The 17,185-nt window shown below is 63.1% G+C and carries 18 protein-coding genes; 7 read left to right on the top strand and 11 right to left on the bottom strand.

Annotation, left to right across the window (positions count from 1 at the left end; translation table 11 throughout):
- Positions 1-420 precede the first annotated feature (420 nt).
- Both pabB and E8E68_RS22915 read left to right on the top strand, forming a co-directional pair.
- Entirely contained in the window at positions 421-1,764 is a 1,344-nt protein-coding gene (pabB, locus tag E8E68_RS22920; RefSeq protein ID WP_280345078.1) for an aminodeoxychorismate synthase component I, read from the top strand.
- A 160-nt stretch (positions 1,765-1,924) separates the two neighbouring features.
- Complete coding sequence (locus E8E68_RS22915) at positions 1,925-2,659, top strand: phosphoadenylyl-sulfate reductase (protein ID WP_110745006.1); 735 nt, start codon at positions 1,925-1,927, stop codon at positions 2,657-2,659.
- 39 nt (positions 2,660-2,698) lie between these two features.
- Here the strand turns inward: E8E68_RS22915 and cysB are convergent, their stop codons facing one another.
- The 3 genes from cysB to E8E68_RS22900 all read right to left on the bottom strand — a co-directional run bounded on the left by cysB (position 2,699) and on the right by E8E68_RS22900 (position 5,359).
- On the bottom strand, positions 2,699-3,673 hold the full coding sequence (cysB, locus tag E8E68_RS22910) for an HTH-type transcriptional regulator CysB (RefSeq protein ID WP_061203019.1): 975 nt from the start codon (positions 3,671-3,673) through the stop codon (positions 2,699-2,701).
- A 128-nt stretch (positions 3,674-3,801) separates the two neighbouring features.
- A complete protein-coding gene (locus E8E68_RS22905; RefSeq protein WP_110745005.1) occupies positions 3,802-4,299 on the bottom strand; it encodes a universal stress protein in 498 nt (165 codons plus the stop codon).
- A 112-nt stretch (positions 4,300-4,411) separates the two neighbouring features.
- Positions 4,412-5,359 carry a putative 2-dehydropantoate 2-reductase gene (locus E8E68_RS22900; protein WP_280345073.1) on the bottom strand — a complete coding sequence of 316 codons (948 nt, stop codon included), beginning with the start codon at positions 5,357-5,359 and terminating at the stop codon, positions 4,412-4,414.
- A gap of 234 nt (positions 5,360-5,593) precedes the next feature.
- Here E8E68_RS22900 and E8E68_RS22895 point away from each other — a divergent pair, with 234 nt between their 5' ends.
- A complete protein-coding gene (locus E8E68_RS22895; RefSeq protein WP_266030349.1) occupies positions 5,594-6,670 on the top strand; it encodes a 3-deoxy-7-phosphoheptulonate synthase in 1,077 nt (358 codons plus the stop codon).
- Positions 6,671-6,727: 57 nt separating this feature from the next.
- On the opposite strand, the gene E8E68_RS22890 is transcribed toward E8E68_RS22895, so the two are convergent.
- Complete coding sequence (locus tag E8E68_RS22890) at positions 6,728-7,009, bottom strand: GNAT family N-acetyltransferase (protein ID WP_003250290.1); 282 nt, start codon at positions 7,007-7,009, stop codon at positions 6,728-6,730.
- Positions 7,010-7,517: 508 nt separating this feature from the next.
- Between E8E68_RS22890 and oprI the strand changes: the two genes are divergently transcribed.
- Positions 7,518-7,769 (top strand): outer membrane lipoprotei OprI, encoded by a 252-nt coding sequence (gene oprI / locus E8E68_RS22885; RefSeq protein ID WP_003259780.1) that lies wholly within the window; start codon positions 7,518-7,520, stop codon positions 7,767-7,769.
- Between the two features lie 132 nt (positions 7,770-7,901).
- On the opposite strand, the gene E8E68_RS22880 is transcribed toward oprI, so the two are convergent.
- The 3 genes from E8E68_RS22880 to E8E68_RS22870 form a co-directional block, all read right to left on the bottom strand.
- The gene (locus E8E68_RS22880) at positions 7,902-8,879 is read right to left on the bottom strand and encodes a L,D-transpeptidase family protein (RefSeq protein ID WP_280345070.1); all 978 of its coding nucleotides are present in this window, start codon (positions 8,877-8,879) and stop codon (positions 7,902-7,904) included.
- A gap of 113 nt (positions 8,880-8,992) precedes the next feature.
- A complete protein-coding gene (locus E8E68_RS22875) occupies positions 8,993-9,283 on the bottom strand; it encodes a hypothetical protein (RefSeq protein ID WP_110745001.1) in 291 nt (96 codons plus the stop codon).
- A 58-nt stretch (positions 9,284-9,341) separates the two neighbouring features.
- Positions 9,342-9,947, bottom strand: a complete 606-nt coding sequence (locus E8E68_RS22870) for an arylesterase (RefSeq protein WP_266030352.1) — start codon at positions 9,945-9,947, stop codon at positions 9,342-9,344.
- A 10-nt stretch (positions 9,948-9,957) separates the two neighbouring features.
- On the opposite strand from E8E68_RS22870, the gene E8E68_RS22865 reads away from it, so the two are divergent.
- Both E8E68_RS22865 and E8E68_RS22860 read left to right on the top strand, forming a co-directional pair.
- Positions 9,958-10,641 (top strand): ABC transporter ATP-binding protein, encoded by a 684-nt coding sequence (locus E8E68_RS22865; RefSeq protein ID WP_266030354.1) that lies wholly within the window; start codon positions 9,958-9,960, stop codon positions 10,639-10,641.
- Entirely contained in the window at positions 10,641-13,148 is a 2,508-nt protein-coding gene (locus E8E68_RS22860) for an ABC transporter permease (protein WP_280345065.1), read from the top strand. Before E8E68_RS22865 ends, E8E68_RS22860 begins: the two co-directional genes overlap by 1 nt.
- Before the next feature lie 22 nt (positions 13,149-13,170).
- Here E8E68_RS22860 and greB read toward each other — a convergent pair whose 3' ends face one another.
- From greB to E8E68_RS22840, 4 genes are all read right to left on the bottom strand, one after another.
- Positions 13,171-13,644 (bottom strand): transcription elongation factor GreB, encoded by a 474-nt coding sequence (gene greB / locus E8E68_RS22855; RefSeq protein ID WP_266030358.1) that lies wholly within the window; start codon positions 13,642-13,644, stop codon positions 13,171-13,173.
- 10 nt (positions 13,645-13,654) lie between these two features.
- Positions 13,655-13,963 (bottom strand): hypothetical protein, encoded by a 309-nt coding sequence (locus tag E8E68_RS22850; protein ID WP_266030359.1) that lies wholly within the window; start codon positions 13,961-13,963, stop codon positions 13,655-13,657.
- Positions 13,964-14,174: 211 nt separating this feature from the next.
- Positions 14,175-14,612 carry a DoxX family protein gene (locus tag E8E68_RS22845; RefSeq protein ID WP_280345060.1) on the bottom strand — a complete coding sequence of 146 codons (438 nt, stop codon included), beginning with the start codon at positions 14,610-14,612 and terminating at the stop codon, positions 14,175-14,177.
- 112 nt (positions 14,613-14,724) lie between these two features.
- Complete coding sequence (locus tag E8E68_RS22840; RefSeq protein ID WP_266030362.1) at positions 14,725-16,131, bottom strand: transglycosylase SLT domain-containing protein; 1,407 nt, start codon at positions 16,129-16,131, stop codon at positions 14,725-14,727.
- 157 nt (positions 16,132-16,288) lie between these two features.
- Here E8E68_RS22840 and E8E68_RS22835 point away from each other — a divergent pair, with 157 nt between their 5' ends.
- Positions 16,289-17,086: a TatD family hydrolase gene (locus E8E68_RS22835; protein WP_266030364.1), complete on the top strand. Its 798-nt coding sequence runs from the start codon at positions 16,289-16,291 to the stop codon at positions 17,084-17,086.
- Positions 17,087-17,185: the final 99 nt, after the last annotated feature.

Below are 17,185 nucleotides of genomic sequence, written 5' to 3'. Positions count from 1 at the left end.
TTCGCGGCTAAAGCCGCTCCCACAGGGATCGCACCAGATTCTAGAAATTGAGCAAGACAGTTGTTTCCCCAGGTACTGCATCAGCCTCGAGCCTCCGGGGGGGGGTACCTGTGGGAGCGGGCTTGCCCCGCGAAGAATCCAACACGGTGCATGGCACGGGCTTCGCCCGTGTTCGCGGCTAAAGCCGCTCCCACAGGGATCGCACCAGATTCTAGAAATTGAGCAAGACAGTTGCTCCCAAAGAGTCCCTGCCAAATCAATAAGGCATTTTTGCTCTATGAGATCGGCCTTGCGTCGCGGGTGGGCCGGAAAGCAGCCCCGGATGCCAAACACACAGTTGAATGTCGCGCCCAGTGCTAGGCGCTTTTCCTGCACAGGTCTACAATCGCCCTCCTCGCTTTTACATCGCCGTCCACACTGATGCCGACCTGTACGCTCCACCCCCTGCCCTACCAGCCCGACCCTGCCGCCTATTTCGCCCGCCTGCGCCAGGCACCCGGCGCGATCCTGCTCGACAGCGCCCGCCCCGGTGCCGAACGCGGCCGCTTCGACCTGCTCAGCGCCTGGCCGCTGCAACACTTGCAAGTGCAGCCTGACGAACAGGGTCGCGCGTTCCTCCAGCGCCTGCGCGCCGCCTTGGCAAAACTGGGCCACGCACAACTGCCCGAAGGCAGCGAGCTACCCTTTGCCGGCGGCCTGATCGGCTACCTGAGCTACGACTTCGGCCGCCGCTTGGAACAGCTGCCAAGCCTGGCTGCAGACGACCTCGGCCTGCCAGACGCCCAACTGGGCCTGTACGCCTGGGCACTGGTCAGCGACCACCTATACGGCACCAGCCAGCTGGTATTCCACCCGAGCCTGGCAGGCGATGAGCGCGATCGCCTGATCAGCCTGTTCGAGGCCGACCAGCAGGCCGATAGCGGCGATTTCCAACTGCTTGCGCCAATGACCGGCGACTTGCAACCCACGCAGTACAAAACGGCGTTCGACCAGGTACAGCGGTACATCCAGGCCGGTGACTGCTACCAGATCAACCTCACCCAACGCTTCCGTGCACCCTGCAAGGGTGACCCTTGGCGGGCCTACCAGTCTCTGCGCCGCGCCTGCCCGACGCCGTTTTCCGCCTACCAGCAACTGGACGACGGCAGCGCCCTGCTGAGCTTCTCGCCCGAACGCTTCATCCGCGTCAGCCAGGGCCAGGTTGAAACCCGGCCGATCAAGGGTACTCGCCCGCGCGCCAGCGACCCGGCTGAAGACCAGCGCAATGCCGAGGAGCTTCTGCACAGCCCCAAGGACCGCTCGGAAAACCTGATGATCGTCGACTTGCTGCGCAACGACCTTGGGCGCACCTGCGAGATCGGTTCCGTGAAAGTACCCGAACTGTTCAGCCTGGAGAGCTACCCTAACGTGCACCACTTGGTCAGCAGCATTACCGGGCAGCTGGCCAGCGATAAAGACGCACTCGACCTGATCGGCGACAGCTTCCCTGGCGGCTCGATCACCGGCGCACCAAAAATCCGTGCCATGCAGATCATCGACGAACTGGAACCGGCGCGACGGGCGCTGTACTGCGGCTCGCTGCTGTATGTGGACGTGCGCGGGGAAATGGACAGCTCGATTGCCATTCGCAGCCTGCTGGTGAAAGACGGCCAGGTCAGCTGCTGGGGCGGCGGCGCTGTGGTGGCTGACTCCGAATGGCAGGCCGAATATGAAGAGTCGATTGCCAAGGTACGGGTGCTGATGCAGACCCTGCAGAGCTTGTGACCGGTGGTGGATCCCTGACGGGCGCGCCCGCGCCCACAGGGTATGCGCAGCTGAACCGCGAGGCAGGCGCCGCCGATATCAGACCGTCTAACCCGCGTTTTTTTGTTACCATCACCCCACTACGAGCGCACAGCGCCACAGCCAAGATGGAAACCGCCTGATGAGCCAACCCTTCGACGTCGCCGCCCTGGCCGCGACCTATGCCAACAAGTCCCCGCAGGACATTCTCAAGCTTGCCTTCGAGCACTTCGGTGATGACTTGTGGATCTCCTTCAGCGGCGCCGAGGACGTGGTGCTGGTTGACATGGCCTGGAAGCTGAACAAGCAGGTCAAGGTATTCAGCCTCGACACCGGCCGCCTGCACCCGGAGACCTACCGGTTCATCGACCAGGTTCGCGAGCAGTACAACCTGCCCATCGAAATCCTCAGCCCCGACCGCGCCAAGCTCGACCCGTTCGTCAAGGACAAGGGGCTGTTCAGCTTCTACAAGGACGGCCATGGCGAGTGCTGCGGCATCCGCAAGATCGAGCCATTGCGCCGCAAGCTGGCGACCGTGAGCGCCTGGGCCACCGGCCAGCGCCGCGACCAGAGCCCAGGCACCCGCAGCCAGGTGGCAGCACTTGAAATCGACAGCGCCTTCTCCACCCCCGAGCGCACGCTGTACAAGTTCAACCCGCTGGCGCAGATGAGCAGCGCAGAAGTGTGGGGTTATATCCGCATGCTGGAGCTGCCGTACAACAGCCTGCATGAGCGTGGTTTCATCAGCATCGGCTGCGAACCATGCACCCGCCCCGTGCTGCCGAACCAGCACGAGCGTGAAGGGCGTTGGTGGTGGGAAGAGTCGACGCAGAAGGAATGCGGGTTGCACGCAGGCAACCTGATCAGCAAAGCTTGAAAAACCCGGGGCCGCATAGCGGCCCCTTGCAATTGCGGATCAGTGCACCGGCAGCTCAACACCGGCAAACAGTTCTTCAAGCTCTTGCTTGTTGTGGCACTGAATGGCCTTGGCCATCACTTCGCGGGTGAGGTGCGGGGCAAATTTCTCGATGAAGTCGCACATGAACCCACGCAGGAAGGTGCCTCGACGGAAGCCGATCTTGGTAATGCTGGCCTCGAACAGCTCGCTCGCATCCAGTGCCACCAGGTCGCTGTCGAGCTTGGCGTCCACCGCCATGCCCGCGACGATACCCACGCCCAGCCCCAGGCGCACATAGGTCTTGATCACGTCGGCGTCGGCTGCAGTGAACACCACTTTCGGCGTGAGGCCACGATGGTTGAAGGCTTCGTCCAGCTTGGAGCGCCCGGTGAAACCGAACACATAGGTGACGATCGGGTATTCGGCAACGGCTTCCAGGGTGAGCTTTGGCAGCTTCGCCAACGGGTGACCTTGCGGCACCACCACACAACGGTTCCACTTGTAGCACGGCATCATGATCAGGTCGCCGAACAGCTCCAGCGCCTCGGTAGCGATGGCGAAATCGACCGTCCCGTCCGCGGCCATCTCGGCAATCTGCATGGGTGAACCCTGGTGCATGTGCAGCGACACTTCCGGGTACTGCTTGATGAAACTGCTGATCACCGGCGGCAAGGCATAGCGCGCCTGGGTATGGGTGGTGGCGATGGACAGCGTGCCCTTCTTCTCGTTGGAGAACTCCTGGGCAATCTGCTTGATGCTTTCGACCTTGCGCAGGATCTCGCCAGCGGTGTTGATGATGCGCTCGCCGGCCGGGGTAACGCGGGTCAGGTGCTTACCGCTGCGGGCAAAGACTTCAACACCCAGTTCATCTTCCAGCAGGCGGATCTGCTTGCTGATACCGGGCTGGGAGGTATACAGACTCTGAGCCGTCGCGGAGACGTTGAGGTCATGGTGCGCCACTTCCCAGATGTAGCGCAGTTGTTGAAGCTTCATAGGTTTCCCTCGGTTCAGCGATGAGTCCGCAGCAGTCAGGCAGCGACGATATATAACTATATTAGTGGTTCTGGAAATAAATCTAGAACAATTTTGTTACCTACCCCGGAAATGGCCTACGGCAACCTTCAGGATTTCCTACGCCCCAGATGCTGCGCCAACGGCACCATGTACACTGGTACCGGCGACAGCTGCAGCAGCCGCACTGCGGTGCGCCCCAGCGGTACATCCACGCCGGCGCCGGCGCTGTGGCTACCGAATATCAGCAGGTCGACACTTAACCGCTGCGCCTGATCCAGGATCACCTGCGCCGGGTCGCCCTGACGCACCCGCACGGCCTTTATCACCGCCAGGTCGGCCTCCTCGCCCAGCTCGTCGCGAAAGCTCTCCAGCACACGCTGTTCTATGTTGGCCATCACCGTGTTCACCCCCTGGCTGTGCAGCTGGTCCAGTGTCTGTTCATCGAGGTAGCTCTGCAGGAGTGACTCGGCGAACTGGCCCATCGGCTCCACCGCATGGATCACATACAATTCGGCGCCGAAAGTGCGCGCCAGGGCCAGCGCGTGTTGCATGACAAAAGGGGCGTAGACACCGAGGTCGGTGGCGTACAGCATGGAGCGGATCATTCGACCTCCTCGACTGCCGCAGCGGCAGAGCAAGCTTCAGCTTAGCAGCGCGCCAGACGCTCGCTTTGCCGTCTGGCGCACTACTGGCGCGGCCTGCAGACCAAGGCCGACCTCAGCGGCGGCGGTCGCCGCTGTCGATGAAACTCAGCGCCTGATGCAGCATCTGCATGCGCGGCAGGCTGCAGCCGGCGGCCATTGCCTGTGCCAGCGGCTCGGCATAGATGGCCTGCAGTTCCAGCGGGCGCTTGTGCACATGGTCGTGGTACATGCTTGGCCAGTAGTCAGGCATACGCTCTGTCACCTGGAACAGGTGCTCGGCGTAACCCTCGGGCAACACCTGGCCACACGCCGCCGCCCCCTGCACCACCTCGGCCATCAAGGCCTGGATCAGCTCGCGGCTGTGGCTGTCGGCCATCAGTGGCGTGGTACTGGCCCCCAGCAGCACCGACAGGCCGTTGTAGGGCACGTTCCATACCAGCTTTTGCCAGCGCGCCAGGGCCAGGTTCGGCATGGCCTGCGAATCGATACCTGCGGCCTGGAACAGGCCGGCTCCTTCACTGGCCAGGGCAGCCCCGCCGTCACTGGCCGGCCCGCTGTGATAGCCCAGATTGACCGCCCCCAACGCCTGGTGGCGGATCACACCCGGGGCCTGGCGATTGACGCAGATGAAACACAGCCCACCGAGCAGGTGCATATCGTTGCGCAAAGCTGGCCGCAGCTGTTCCTCCACACCCAGGCCGTTCTGCAGCAGCACGACCTTGGCGCCTGGTGCAGCCGCCTGGACGATCAGCGGCGCCAGCTGATCGTTGCTGGTGGCTTTGGCACCGATCAGCAGCCAGTCGCATGGCGGCATGTCGGCGACGGTAGCGTAGGCCTGCACGTCCATCTGCATCGCGCCATGGACGGCACTGTCCAGCTTCAGCCCTTGCGCACGAACAGCCTGGTACTCGCTGCGCAACAGAAAATGCACGTCGAAACCGGCACGGGCCAGCATCAACCCGTAGAAGCCGCCGATGGCGCCGGTGCCAATGATGCCGATGCGGGGTGTGTGCGAATGCATGCCGATCTCCACTGGATAAATTCAGCGTTCTTTTTACACAGGTTGCGCAACACTGGGCAGCCCGTTCGCGCGCAGCGCCCCCCGAACGCGGAAAAACCCCACAATGACTGGGCCCAGCCCATTGTCGCGCCACCTGTAACGCGCTAAGGTTCGGCTCCCCGCTGCGATTATTCTTGCTGCTGGGCCGCACGGGGATAGTTGGCGGCCGGCACCCGTGACCTGACGAGTAACACGATGGCTGATTTACCGATCGATGACTTGAACGTTGCCTCCAACGAGACCCTGATCACCCCCGATCAGCTCAAGAAGGAAATTCCCCTCAGCGCCAAGGCCCTGCAGACCGTTACTGCCGGCCGTGAAGTGGTGCGCAATATTCTCGACGGCAAGGACCATCGCCTGTTCATCGTGGTTGGCCCTTGCTCCATCCACGACATCAAGGCCGCCCACGAGTACGCCGAGCGCCTGAAGGTGCTGGCCGAAGAAGTGTCCGATACGCTGTACCTGGTCATGCGTGTGTACTTCGAAAAACCGCGCACCACCGTCGGCTGGAAAGGCCTGATCAACGACCCCTACCTGGATGACTCGTTCAAGATCCAGGACGGCCTGCACATCGGCCGCCAGTTGCTGCTGGACCTGGCCGAAATGGGCCTGCCAACCGCCACCGAAGCACTCGACCCGATCTCCCCGCAGTACCTGCAGGACCTGATCAGCTGGTCGGCCATCGGCGCCCGCACCACCGAATCGCAAACCCACCGCGAAATGGCCTCGGGCCTGTCCTCGGCGGTCGGCTTCAAGAACGGCACCGACGGCGGCCTGACCGTTGCCATCAACGCCCTGCAGTCGGTGTCCAAGCCGCACCGCTTCCTGGGCATCAACCAGGAAGGCGGCGTGTCGATCGTCACCACCAAGGGCAACCCTTACGGCCACGTAGTACTGCGCGGCGGTAACGGCAAGCCGAACTACGACTCGGTCAGCGTCGCCTTGTGTGAACAGGACCTGGCGAAGGCCAAGATCAAGGCCAACATCATGGTAGATTGCAGCCACGCCAACTCCAACAAGGACCCGGCCCTGCAACCGCTGGTGATGGAGAACGTGGCCAACCAGATCCTCGAAGGCAACCAGTCGATCATCGGCCTGATGGTTGAAAGCCACCTGAACTGGGGCTGCCAGTCGATTCCGAAGAACCTGGAAGAGCTGCAATACGGCGTGTCGATTACCGATGCCTGCATCGACTGGTCGGCTACCGAAAAGACCTTGCGCAGCATGCGCGCCAAGCTGAAGGATGTGCTGCCGCAGCGGAAGCGCGGCTGATTTGGCGCAATAAAAAAGCGGGGCCGCACAGCGGCCCCGCTTTTTTTTAATACAGATTCAGGCCTTGCTCGAATGCCGCTGCTGGCGCTCCATGTAGCGTTCCACATACGAGCAGGACGGGATCACCGTGTAGCCCATCTGCTCAGCGTACTCCAGGGCCCGTTCGGTCAGCGCGGCAGCAATCCCGCGGCCACGCAGGGCGTTGGGCACGAAGGTGCGATAGATGTCCAGCGTCTGCTTGCCCAGGTCCATGTACGTCAGGTAGGCACGATGACCGTCCACGTTGGTCTCAAACTGATGACCGGCCTGGTCATGGTGGATGGTCAGCGCTTCGCTCATCACTACTCCTCGCAGGTCTTCTCGGCAGACCCACACCTTAACCGATGGTGGTTTATCCGGCACAGAACTGTCTGCGCCACCTGTTGCCCCTTCGACCTCTGGACGATTGCAATCGTTCGCGTCTTCTGGCACTCACAAGATAGTAGGCGCGGCAAGCAGGATTGCTCAAGGTGGCGACCGTTAAAAATGGCCAAAACGCTACCAGGGCGACTCTTCCCCTGCCCGCTCAATAGCCGCCGGATGTTCTAGGGCTTAAGACGCCCAAGGACAGTTAAAGTCACCCTTAGTTCAGCAAAAAAGTTCCTGTACTACAATCGCTTGCGAACCCTCCCCATTTTTTTCACAAGCACGTCACAAATCTTGTCGACCAGGCGTCAAGCAACATTTTTTTTGCAGTTCTTGCGCTCAGTCAGTTTACTTACTACAAGTAATGGGTACTATGTACGCCGGCCAGTTTCTCTTTTCCGAGAGATGGCTATTTAATAGAAAGTCCTTGAAGGGGAACACGATGAACAACGTTCTGAAATTCTCTGCTCTGGCTCTGGCCGCAGTTCTGGCTACCGGTTGCAGCAGCGTATCCAAAGAAACCGAAGCTCGTCTGACTGCGACTGAAGACGCAGCAGCTCGCGCTCAAGCTCGTGCCGATGAAGCCTACCGTAAGGCTGACGACGCACTGGCAGCCGCTCAGAAGGCTCAGCAGACCGCTGACGAAGCCAACGAGCGCGCCCTGCGTATGCTGGACAAAGCCAGCCGCAAGTAATAATCCTCACGGATTGTTAAGGAGCCGACCCACTTGTGGGTCGGCTTTTTTATTGCGCGCGAACAAAGCAGGCACGCCCGGCAGAAACGAAAAGGCCCGCACTAAGGCGGGCCGGGGTGTGTCGCAATTCGCTTACTGCAGTTCGGGCGGGATGCTCGACACCATCGGTGAACCACCCTGGCTCTCGACCGGAATGGCAATTTCTACCGGCATGCCATCTTCCGCAGCCACTACGTCACGCACCATGTCCCAGTTCATGCGCAGGTTATTGGCCAGGTCTTCCCGCTTGAGCAAGGCATTGATAACCGCGGTGTGCTTGTCGACGACCGACGGGTTACCCTGGTCATCCAGCGGCGTGTGCGCCTCAAGATAGACCTTGCCAGCACTGATACCGAACTTGTAAGGCTCGTTGATGATGCGCACCGGCGTACCCACCGGTACCATCTTCGACAGTTCCAGCACATTGTTGTTGAGCATGCGGAAACAACCGTGACTGGTACGCATGCCAATGCCGAACTTCTTGTTCGAACCGTGGATCAGGTAGCCCGGCACACCCAGGGTGAACTTGAACGGCCCCAGCGGGTTGTCTGGGCCGGCCGGCACTACGGTCGGCAGGATGTCACCGTCCGCCGCGTGTTCCTTGCGAATGGATGCGGGCGGGGTCCAGGTCGGGTTCGGCGTCTTGGCAGTGATCTTGGTGTTGGCAATCGGCGACCCCCAGCCCTCGCGCCCGATACCCAGCGGGAAGGTATGCACCACATTCTGCCCTTTCGGGAAGTAATACATGCGGTACTCAGCCAGGTTGATGACGATACCTTCACGCGGGCCGGGCGGGAGGATGTAGCGGGTCGGCAGGATGATCTCGGTGCCGGCACCCGGCAGCCAGGGGTCGACACCCGGGTTGGCGGCGATCATTTCCAGGTAGCCGAGGTCGTTGGCGGTGCCGATATCGGCGAACGTGTCCTCGTACTTTGCCTTGATCACTTGCACCTGGCCGACGATGTCTTCACCGGGCGGTGGCAGTGGCAGCTCCAGCGCAGCAGCGGGGCCCGCTACCAGCAGGGCGGCCAGGGACAGGCTACGGGTGACGGCAGGAAAGCGCGGCAACATCCGGTAAATCCTTCGAAAGATGGGTCAAGAGGAACGATTGTACACCCGCTCCGCTGCAAGCGGGAGGCATTGCCGCCGCGCAAGCGTTTCAGATGATGAAAGGTGGCTGCCGTTCAGCTGCCGTGCAGCTCTGGCCACACCGGGCGCATGCCGCGGCGCTGAGCATCGAGGATGGCGCGGCACAGGTCACACAGGCGGCCATCGCGGTAGATCGAGCGCGGCACCCCCGACCAGCGCGGCTGCGCTGGCAGCAAACCGCCGCACAGGGTACGGTCGACCGGCACGCCCAGCTCTAGCTGGCGGGCCACCAGGTGAACGCGAATTTCCTGGCAAGCGAACAGGTCGAGCTGCTCGTCAGGCTCGATCAGTTGGTAGGCATAAAGGGACCAGGCAGGGCGCGGCATCGGGGGCACTCGAAACGGGGGGCGCAACATTAGCGGAAAGCGGCCCCCGTTTAAAGCGTCACAGCAAGGGTTTTATTGCCGGCCAGGCATTTTCCAGCAGGCGCTCCTGGGCAGCCTGGGCCGGATGAATGCCGTCAGCCTGCATCAACTCAGGCACACCCCCTACCCCTTCAAGGAAAAACGGCACCAATGGCACCTGTTTGTCCGCTGCCAGCTGTTCATACACTTGGGCAAAAGCGCTGGTGTAACGCACACCATAATTGGGCGGCAGGCGCATACCCAACAGCACTACCTTGGCACCGGCCTGGCGCGCGCTTTCGATCATCGAGGCAAGATTTTGTTGCAATTGCGCCGGGGGCTGCCCGCGCAGGCCATCGTTACCGCCCAGCTCCAGTACCACCAGGCTCGGCTTGTGCGCTGCAAGCAGCGCCGGCAGCCGCGCCTGGCCACCTGCGCTAGTGTCGCCGCTGATAGACGCATTCACCACTTTGTCGTCGAAACCTTCCTCCCTGAGCCGGGTCTGCAACAGAGACACCCAACCCTGGCGGGTATCCAGGCCGAAACCGGCGCTGATACTATCGCCAACAACCAGCAGTGTTCCCGCCGCCGCGCTCTGGGCCAGGCAATACAGGGCCAGACCGGCACTCAACCACCACACTCGCATCGGATTCTCCATGGGCCCCAGCATTCTCGTTGCGCAGAACCTTAGCAAAGTGGTCCCCAGTGCGGAAGGTGACCTGACGATCCTCCACGCGCTCTCACTTGACCTGGCCCAGGGCGACAGCCTGGCCATCGTCGGCGCCTCGGGCTCGGGCAAGTCGACCCTGCTCGGCCTGCTCGCCGGCCTCGACCAGCCCAGCGCCGGCAAAGTCATCCTCGCCGGCCACGACCTGGGGCCGCTGGACGAAGACCAGCGCGCCCGGGTGCGCGCCGAACATGTGGGTTTCGTGTTCCAGTCGTTCCAGTTGCTCGACAGCCTCAATGCCCTGGAAAACGTGATGCTGCCCCTGGAGCTGGACGGCCGCCGAGATGCCCGCGAGCACGCGCGCACCCTGCTGGAACGAGTCGGCCTGGGCAAGCGCCTGAGCCACACCCCGCGCCAGCTCTCAGGCGGCGAACAGCAGCGGGTGGCCATCGCCCGCGCGTTTGCCGCGCAGCCAGCTGTGCTGTTCGCCGACGAACCCACCGGAAACCTCGACAGCCACACCGGGGAGCGCATCAGCGACCTGTTGTTCGACCTGAACAAGGAGCGTGGTACCACGCTGGTACTGGTCACCCATGACGAGCGCCTGGCGCGCCGCTGCCGTCGCCATATCCGTCTGGACGCGGGCCGCCTTGTGGCGCCGGTGGAGGCCTGATGACCCACATGCCGCTGTCCCGCCTGTGCGGCCTGGCGCTGCGCCAATTACTGCGCGACATTCGCGCCAGCGAAGTGCGCGTGCTGTTCTTCGCCCTGCTGGTGGCGGTAGCGGCCAGTACTGCCATCGGCTATTTCGGCGCCCGCCTCAACGGCGCCATGCAACTGCGTGCCAGCGAATTCCTCGGCGCCGACCTGGTACTGCAGGGCAGTGCCCCGGCCCGCGAGCAACAGCTTGCTGCTGGCAAGACGCTGGGCTTGCGCCATGCCCAGGTGGTCGAGTTCACCAGCGTGGTCGGCGGTGACAACGGCATCCAGCTGTCCAGCGTCAAGGCGGCTGACGGCGCCTACCCGCTGCGCGGGCAAGTACGTAGCGCCCCCGCACCCTATGCCGAAGAAACCCCAGGCGGCGGCCCGGCGCCTGGCGAGGCATGGGTCGAGCCACGTCTGCTGGCTGCATTGGGGCTGTCGATCGGCGACAGCATCGACGTCGGCATGAAAACCTTGCGCATGAGCCGCGTGCTCACCTATGAACCGGACCGCGCCAACAATTTCTACAGCCTTACCCCACGGGTGATGATCAACCTGGCCGACCTGCAAGCCACCGGCGTGATCCAGCCGGGCAGCCGGGTGACCTACCGTGACCTGTGGCGGGGCGATAGCGAGGCACTGGCACAATACCGCCAGGCCGTGGAAAAGGACCTGGCCGCCAACCAGCGCCTGCGCGACACCCGCGATGGCAACCAGCAGATCGGCGGCGCCCTGGGCAAGGCCGAACGCTACCTGAACATGGCCAGCCTGGTGGCCGTGCTGCTGGCCGGCGTTGCCGTCGCCCTGTCGGCCAGCAGCTACGCAGCGCGCCGCCTGGACGCCAGCGCCCTGCTGCGCTGCCTGGGGCTGTCGCGTCGCCAGGCCCTTGGCCTGTATTGCTTGCAACTGGCCATGCTGGGCCTGGTCGCCGCGCTGGCTGGCGCCTTGCTCGGCTGGCTGGCCCAGCTGGGCCTGTTCCGCCTGCTGCAGGGCCTGCTGCCCAGCGTGGTACCTGCTGGCGGCGTGGTGCCGGCGCTGGCGGGCATCGCCACCGGGCTGGTGGCGCTGGCCGGTTTCGCCCTGCCGCCGATCGCGGCCTTGGGCCAGGTGCCGCCACTGAGGGTTTTGCGCCGCGACCTGCTGCCGATCCCCCCGAGCAGCTGGCTGGTGTACGGCGCCGCCTTGCTGGCGCTGGGGCTGATCATGTGGCGACTGAGCCTCGACCTGCTGCTCACATTCGCCCTACTCGGGGGTGGCCTGGTTGCTGCGCTGCTGCTCGGTGGCCTGCTGTTGCTGGGCTTGCGCAGCCTGCGCCAACTACTGGCCGGGGCCCCACTCACCTGGCGCCTGGGGCTGGGGCAGCTGCTGCGCCACCCTACGGCTGCGGCCGGCCAAGCCCTGGCCTTCGGCCTGATCCTGCTGGCCATGGCCCTGGTCGCCCTGCTGCGCGCAGAATTGCTCGACACCTGGCAAGCGCAACTGCCCAAGGATGCGCCCAACCATTTCGCCCTGAACATCCTGCCGGATGACCGCGAGCCCTTCGCCCAGCACCTGCAGCAGGTCAACGCCACCGCGGCGCCGCTATACCCGGTAACGCCCGGGCGCCTGGTGCAGGTCAACCAACAACCTGTACAGCAGATCGTCAGCAAGGATTCGGCCGGCGAGCGCGCCGTCCAGCGTGATCTCAGCCTGACCTGGGCCGCCGAATTGCCCGAGGGCAATGCCTTAACCGCCGGCAACTGGTGGCAAGCGCTACCCGGCGACACTGAAGTACCCGGCGTGTCGGTGGAGGCAGAACTGGCCAAAAGCCTGAAGCTGCACATGGGCGACCTGCTCACTTTCGACATCGGCGGCCAGCAGCGCCAGGCCAGGGTCAGCAGCCTGCGCAGCGTGCACTGGGACAGTTTCCAGCCGAACTTCTACATGATCTTCCAGCCCGGCACGCTGCAGGGGCTGCCGACTACCTACCTGACCAGCTTCTACCTGGCACCCGGGCATGATCTGGATGTGGTAGCGCTGTCGCGGGCATTCCCGGCCGTGACCATCCTGCAGGTGGATGCCTTGCTCGACCAACTGCGCAGCATCCTCGCCCAGGTGACCCTGGCAGTGGAATATGTACTGCTGTTCGTGCTGGCGGCCGGGCTGGCGGTGCTGTTCGCCGGCTTGCAGGCGACGCTGGACGAGCGCATCCGCCAAGGTGCCCTGCTGCGGGCGCTGGGGGCGGCGCGGCCACTGCTGGTCAGGGCGCGACGGATCGAGTTTGGTCTGCTTGGCGCAGCCAGCGGGCTTTTGGCGGCCGTGGGGTGTGAGCTGATTACCCTGGTGCTTTACCGCTATGCCTTCGATTTGCAGTGGAGTCCGCATCCGTGGTTGCTGGTGCTGCCATTGGCGGGGGCGCTACTGGTGGGTGGTGCCGGCGTGCTGGGCACCCGACGAGCGCTGAATGCCAGCCCTCTGGCGGTGCTGCGAGAGGGTTGAGGCCGTCACAGGCGTTATCGACTCACTGGGCGTAAGTGATGCTGTTCACATACCAGGTCGCTTCACCGGTAGGCGTGTGCACCACCACCTCATCGCCCTCCTCCTTCTTTAGCAAGGCGCGGGCCATGGGTGAATCGATCGAGATGTAGTCATTGCGCCCGTAGATTTCGTCATAACCGACGATGCGAAACTTCATGGTCTCGCCGTCGTCGTTCTCGATCTCGACCCAGGCACCAAAAAAAACCTTGCCCTCCTGCTGCGGCGAGTAGGCCACCACCTTCACATCTTCAAGACGCTTGCGCAGATAACGGACCCGGCGATCGATTTCGCGCAACAGCTTCTTGTTGTACTGGTAGTCAGCGTTCTCGCTACGGTCACCCAGCGACGCCGCCCAGGCGACCTTCTGGGTGATTTCCGGGCGATACACCCGCCATAGATGATCCAGCTCTTTTTTCAGCGCCTCATGGCCTTCCGTGGTGATGATATTGGTGCTCAACGGGCGCTCCTCAGCGGCGGGTAATGAGGCCCTGGCGCGCGACGCGGGTAAGGTGGCCGATGACCGCGGCGGCCTCGTCCGACGACGGTGCCTGGATCACGGCCAGATCGAACCGGTCGTTGCCATATTGCGCGAGGTGGCAGCCGGTATCGGCGAACTGGATCAGAAACGCACGCGCCTGCCCCTTGCGACGGGACAGGCCTTCGAGGTGACGCAAAAGAGTGGGCTGATGCTGGCCGCCGAGCAGGATGCGCGGTGTACGGGAAGCCTGAAATGCAGGCAAAGGGCTCAAACAGACACTGGTACGTGGGCAACTCATGGAGCTTCTCTCCGCCTCGCGAATCCCGCTGGGCAGCGGTGGGAGGCGTCACCGAACCAGCGCTTTAGCGGTATTTCGGATAACCCGGAGGGGGTTTTCCTGCGCCCCGCAAGTAGCTGTTTAAATCGGCGCAGGCGGTATGCTAGAGCTACTAGCGGCAAGATACAAGCCTCAATCGGCTCCAGGCTGGTATCTTGCCTTAGACGGCGTATCAGCGGGCTATCAGGCGGTCCAGCGAGAAGCTGCCAGCGCCTTCGATCATGACGGCAACAGTGCCGGCCAGAAGCGCCAGGGCGAATTCATAACCATTGTTCGACATGAACAGGCCATTGCCGATGTGGACCGAGAAGATCGCCACCACCAGGGTCACCGTCAGCGCCAGGGCTGCCGGCCGGGCGAGCAGACCGACCACCAGGGCCAGGCCACCGAAGAATTCCGCGCTACCAGACAGCAGGGCCATCAGGTAACCCGGTGCCAGGCCGATGCTTTCCATCCACTGGCCGGTGCCTTCGAGGCCATAGCCGCCGAACAGGCCGAACAGTTTTTGCGCACCGTGCGCCATGAAGATGATGCCAACCAGGATGCGGATAACGCTGAGGCCAGCGCCAGCGCGGGTGGAAAACAGGGCATTGAGGGTGGTGGTGTTCATGTCGAAGCGTCCTTGAGCGGAGAAGTTGTGTTGGAATGGGCGCCATCATAATCAATTCAATAGATATGAAAATCGCAAAAACCCCAACATAACAATCGATAGAATCGATTTGTCAGCGTTTGGCCACACGCTCCAGCACCGCACGCTCGCGGTTGAACGCCAGGTAGTACTTGTTGACGCTGTTGACAAAGTTGACCGGCCCCATGCCCACCTGCTCCATGGCAATGCGCTCGGTCTGGAAGAACCACTGGTTGCCGTTGAGGCCACGACGCCGGGCCTCGGCGCGCATGGCCTGGACCCGTTCGGGGCCGAGATTGTAGGCTGCCAGTACAAAAGCCATGCGCTCACGCTCGTTGATCTTGGCGCTGGCAAAGAACTTGCGCCGTATCAGCGCCAGGTAGCGGGCACTGGCCTGGACATTGCCATCCACCGTGGCGGTGTTGCTCACCCCCACGCGCTGGGCCGCCGAGGGGGTGATCTGCATCAGGCCATGGGCGCCGCCAGCGCCACGTGCGGCCGGGTTGAGCGTGGACTCCTTGAAGGCCAGCGCGGCCAGGTTGAGCCAGTCTATCTGTTGCGCCTGGCCATGCTTCTGCAGCACTGCCCGCACCGACACCAGGCGCTGGCGGTCCTTGCCGGCCAAGGGGTTGTGTACCCGATACTGGCGCCGGTAGATGCGCTCGAACGCGGCATCCTGGTTGTCAGGCGCGCGGTAGCCTTTCAGGAAGTGGTCGACCGTGGCCAGCAATTGCGGCGCATCACGCCCCACGTACCAGCGCATGGCTTGCGGCGCCCCCAGGTGCACCCGGCTGTGCAGGCGCAGGCGTGGCATCACACGCGCCCAGCGCCGGGCAATCGGCTGCTCGACCACCGTCAGGTGATAGATACCGGCCTGCACCATTTCCAGCACATCCTCCACCGCCAGCGTAGAGTCGACCCACTCCACCTTGATCGGCGGCCGCTTGCGCAAGGCCAATTGCTGATTGGCCTGTAGAATCAACGGCCCGGCAGCACTGGCACTGGTCAATGCCACCGTGCGCCCGGACAGCTGCTCGACCTTGCTGAAGCTACGCTCGCCCTTGCGCCCCACCAGCACCAAGGGGACCTGGTCGAGTATCGGGGCAGTGCTACTGACGCCGCGTACGGTACCGGGGTCAAGCAGCTCGCCTGGCGCGGCCAGGTCACCCTCGCCACGTGCGAGCGCCCCCAGCAGCTGCTCCTTGGCCCGCGGGATGAGCTTGAGCTGGATTTGCTGGTCATCGGCGCTGCGAGCGTTCAGGTAATGCTCAAGGGCACGCAGGCGATAGTATTCAATGCCTACCGGCTCGCCCTTGACCTCCCCAGAGCTGTTGCGGCTCTGGTTGACCAGCACGCGCAGTACCTTGCTGGTGCGGATCTGCTGCAGGTCACGGACCTTGGCAGGCGGAATATTCTGTTGCGGCCCGGGCGCTTGAGCGAAGGCCAGGCCCGACAAGGCCAGCCCGAACATCAGCAGGAATGTGAGCCAGAATCGCGGCATGCGAAAACGTGTCCATGGTCGGTGGGCGGCATCCATGGGTTGCACCGCCAAGTGATAAATGACGGCAAAAGACCACGGTAACAGCATGAAGTTCTTGGTTTTTTCAGAAAAACCCGGTTTTTGTTATGCTGGCCGCCCCGCGGCACGAGACAACACCATGCAACTGATCGATATCGGCGTCAACCTGACCAATAGCAGTTTCCACGACCAACAGGCAGCCATTGTCGAGCGCGCCATCGAGGCGGGCGTGACGCAAATGGTGCTGACGGGCACCAGTTTGGCGGTCAGCGAACAGGCACTGGAGCTGTGCCAGCAACTGGATGCCAGCGGCGCGCACCTGTTCGCCACCGCAGGTGTGCACCCCCACGATGCCAAGGACTGGGATGCCGGCAGCGAACGCCAGCTACGTCAACTCCTGGCCGAGCCGCGGGTGCGTGCGGTGGGCGAATGTGGCCTGGATTTCAACCGCGACTTCTCCCCTCGCCCTCTGCAGGAAAAAGCCCTGGAAGCCCAATTGGCGTTGGCCGCCGAATTGCACCTGCCGGTGTTTCTGCATGAACGTGATGCCAGCGAGCGCTTGCTGGCGATCCTCAAGGATTACCGCGACCACCTGCCGGCAGCAGTGGTGCACTGCTTTACCGGCGAGCGCGACGCGCTGTTCGCCTACCTGGACATGGACCTGCACATCGGCATCACCGGCTGGATCTGCGACGAACGCCGGGGTACCCACCTGCACCCATTGGTGGGCAACATTGCCGAAGGCCGGCTGATGCTGGAGAGCGATGCGCCATACCTGCTACCGCGCAGCCTGCGGCCAAAGCCAAAGAGCGGGCGCAACGAACCGGCGTTCTTGCCGGAGGTGCTGCGTGAAGTAGCCCTGCATCGGGGTGAGCCGGCCGAGCATACGGCGGCACACACCACCGCGACGGCGCGGGCTTTTTTCCAGCTCCCTTGAACCTGTAACTCCCGAATCGTCAGCATGCCCGCAGCCACAGTACACCGCCGCTGCCAAGGCTTGCCGGCGACAGAGCCATACAGACAGCAGGATTTCTTT

The organism is Pseudomonas sp. BN607 (assembly GCF_029871175.1).
Classification (GTDB): domain Bacteria; phylum Pseudomonadota; class Gammaproteobacteria; order Pseudomonadales; family Pseudomonadaceae; genus Aquipseudomonas.
Note: the sequence above shows the minus strand (reverse complement) of the source record. Positions and strands in the feature narration are given on the sequence as shown.

What these genes read in the sequence shown, in the direction of transcription:
- E8E68_RS22870 (WP_266030352.1), bottom strand. Translation starts at nt 9,947, where the DNA reads ATGCGAGTGTGGTGGTTGAGTGCCGGTCTGGCCCTGTATTGCCTGGCC.
- E8E68_RS22915 (WP_110745006.1), top strand. Translation starts at nt 1,925, where the DNA reads ATGAGCCAACCCTTCGACGTCGCCGCCCTGGCCGCGACCTATGCCAAC.
- cysB (WP_061203019.1), bottom strand. Translation starts at nt 3,673, where the DNA reads ATGAAGCTTCAACAACTGCGCTACATCTGGGAAGTGGCGCACCATGAC.
- E8E68_RS22865 (WP_266030354.1), top strand. Translation starts at nt 9,958, where the DNA reads ATGGGCCCCAGCATTCTCGTTGCGCAGAACCTTAGCAAAGTGGTCCCC.
- E8E68_RS22860 (WP_280345065.1), top strand. Translation starts at nt 10,641, where the DNA reads ATGACCCACATGCCGCTGTCCCGCCTGTGCGGCCTGGCGCTGCGCCAA.
- pabB (WP_280345078.1), top strand. Translation starts at nt 421, where the DNA reads ATGCCGACCTGTACGCTCCACCCCCTGCCCTACCAGCCCGACCCTGCC.
- E8E68_RS22835 (WP_266030364.1), top strand. Translation starts at nt 16,289, where the DNA reads ATGCAACTGATCGATATCGGCGTCAACCTGACCAATAGCAGTTTCCAC.
- E8E68_RS22880 (WP_280345070.1), bottom strand. Translation starts at nt 8,879, where the DNA reads ATGTTGCCGCGCTTTCCTGCCGTCACCCGTAGCCTGTCCCTGGCCGCC.
- E8E68_RS22840 (WP_266030362.1), bottom strand. Translation starts at nt 16,131, where the DNA reads ATGCCGCGATTCTGGCTCACATTCCTGCTGATGTTCGGGCTGGCCTTG.
- E8E68_RS22850 (WP_266030359.1), bottom strand. Translation starts at nt 13,963, where the DNA reads ATGAGTTGCCCACGTACCAGTGTCTGTTTGAGCCCTTTGCCTGCATTT.
- oprI (WP_003259780.1), top strand. Translation starts at nt 7,518, where the DNA reads ATGAACAACGTTCTGAAATTCTCTGCTCTGGCTCTGGCCGCAGTTCTG.
- E8E68_RS22890 (WP_003250290.1), bottom strand. Translation starts at nt 7,009, where the DNA reads ATGAGCGAAGCGCTGACCATCCACCATGACCAGGCCGGTCATCAGTTT.
- E8E68_RS22875 (WP_110745001.1), bottom strand. Translation starts at nt 9,283, where the DNA reads ATGCCGCGCCCTGCCTGGTCCCTTTATGCCTACCAACTGATCGAGCCT.
- E8E68_RS22895 (WP_266030349.1), top strand. Translation starts at nt 5,594, where the DNA reads ATGGCTGATTTACCGATCGATGACTTGAACGTTGCCTCCAACGAGACC.
- E8E68_RS22900 (WP_280345073.1), bottom strand. Translation starts at nt 5,359, where the DNA reads ATGCATTCGCACACACCCCGCATCGGCATCATTGGCACCGGCGCCATC.
- E8E68_RS22845 (WP_280345060.1), bottom strand. Translation starts at nt 14,612, where the DNA reads ATGAACACCACCACCCTCAATGCCCTGTTTTCCACCCGCGCTGGCGCT.
- E8E68_RS22905 (WP_110745005.1), bottom strand. Translation starts at nt 4,299, where the DNA reads ATGATCCGCTCCATGCTGTACGCCACCGACCTCGGTGTCTACGCCCCT.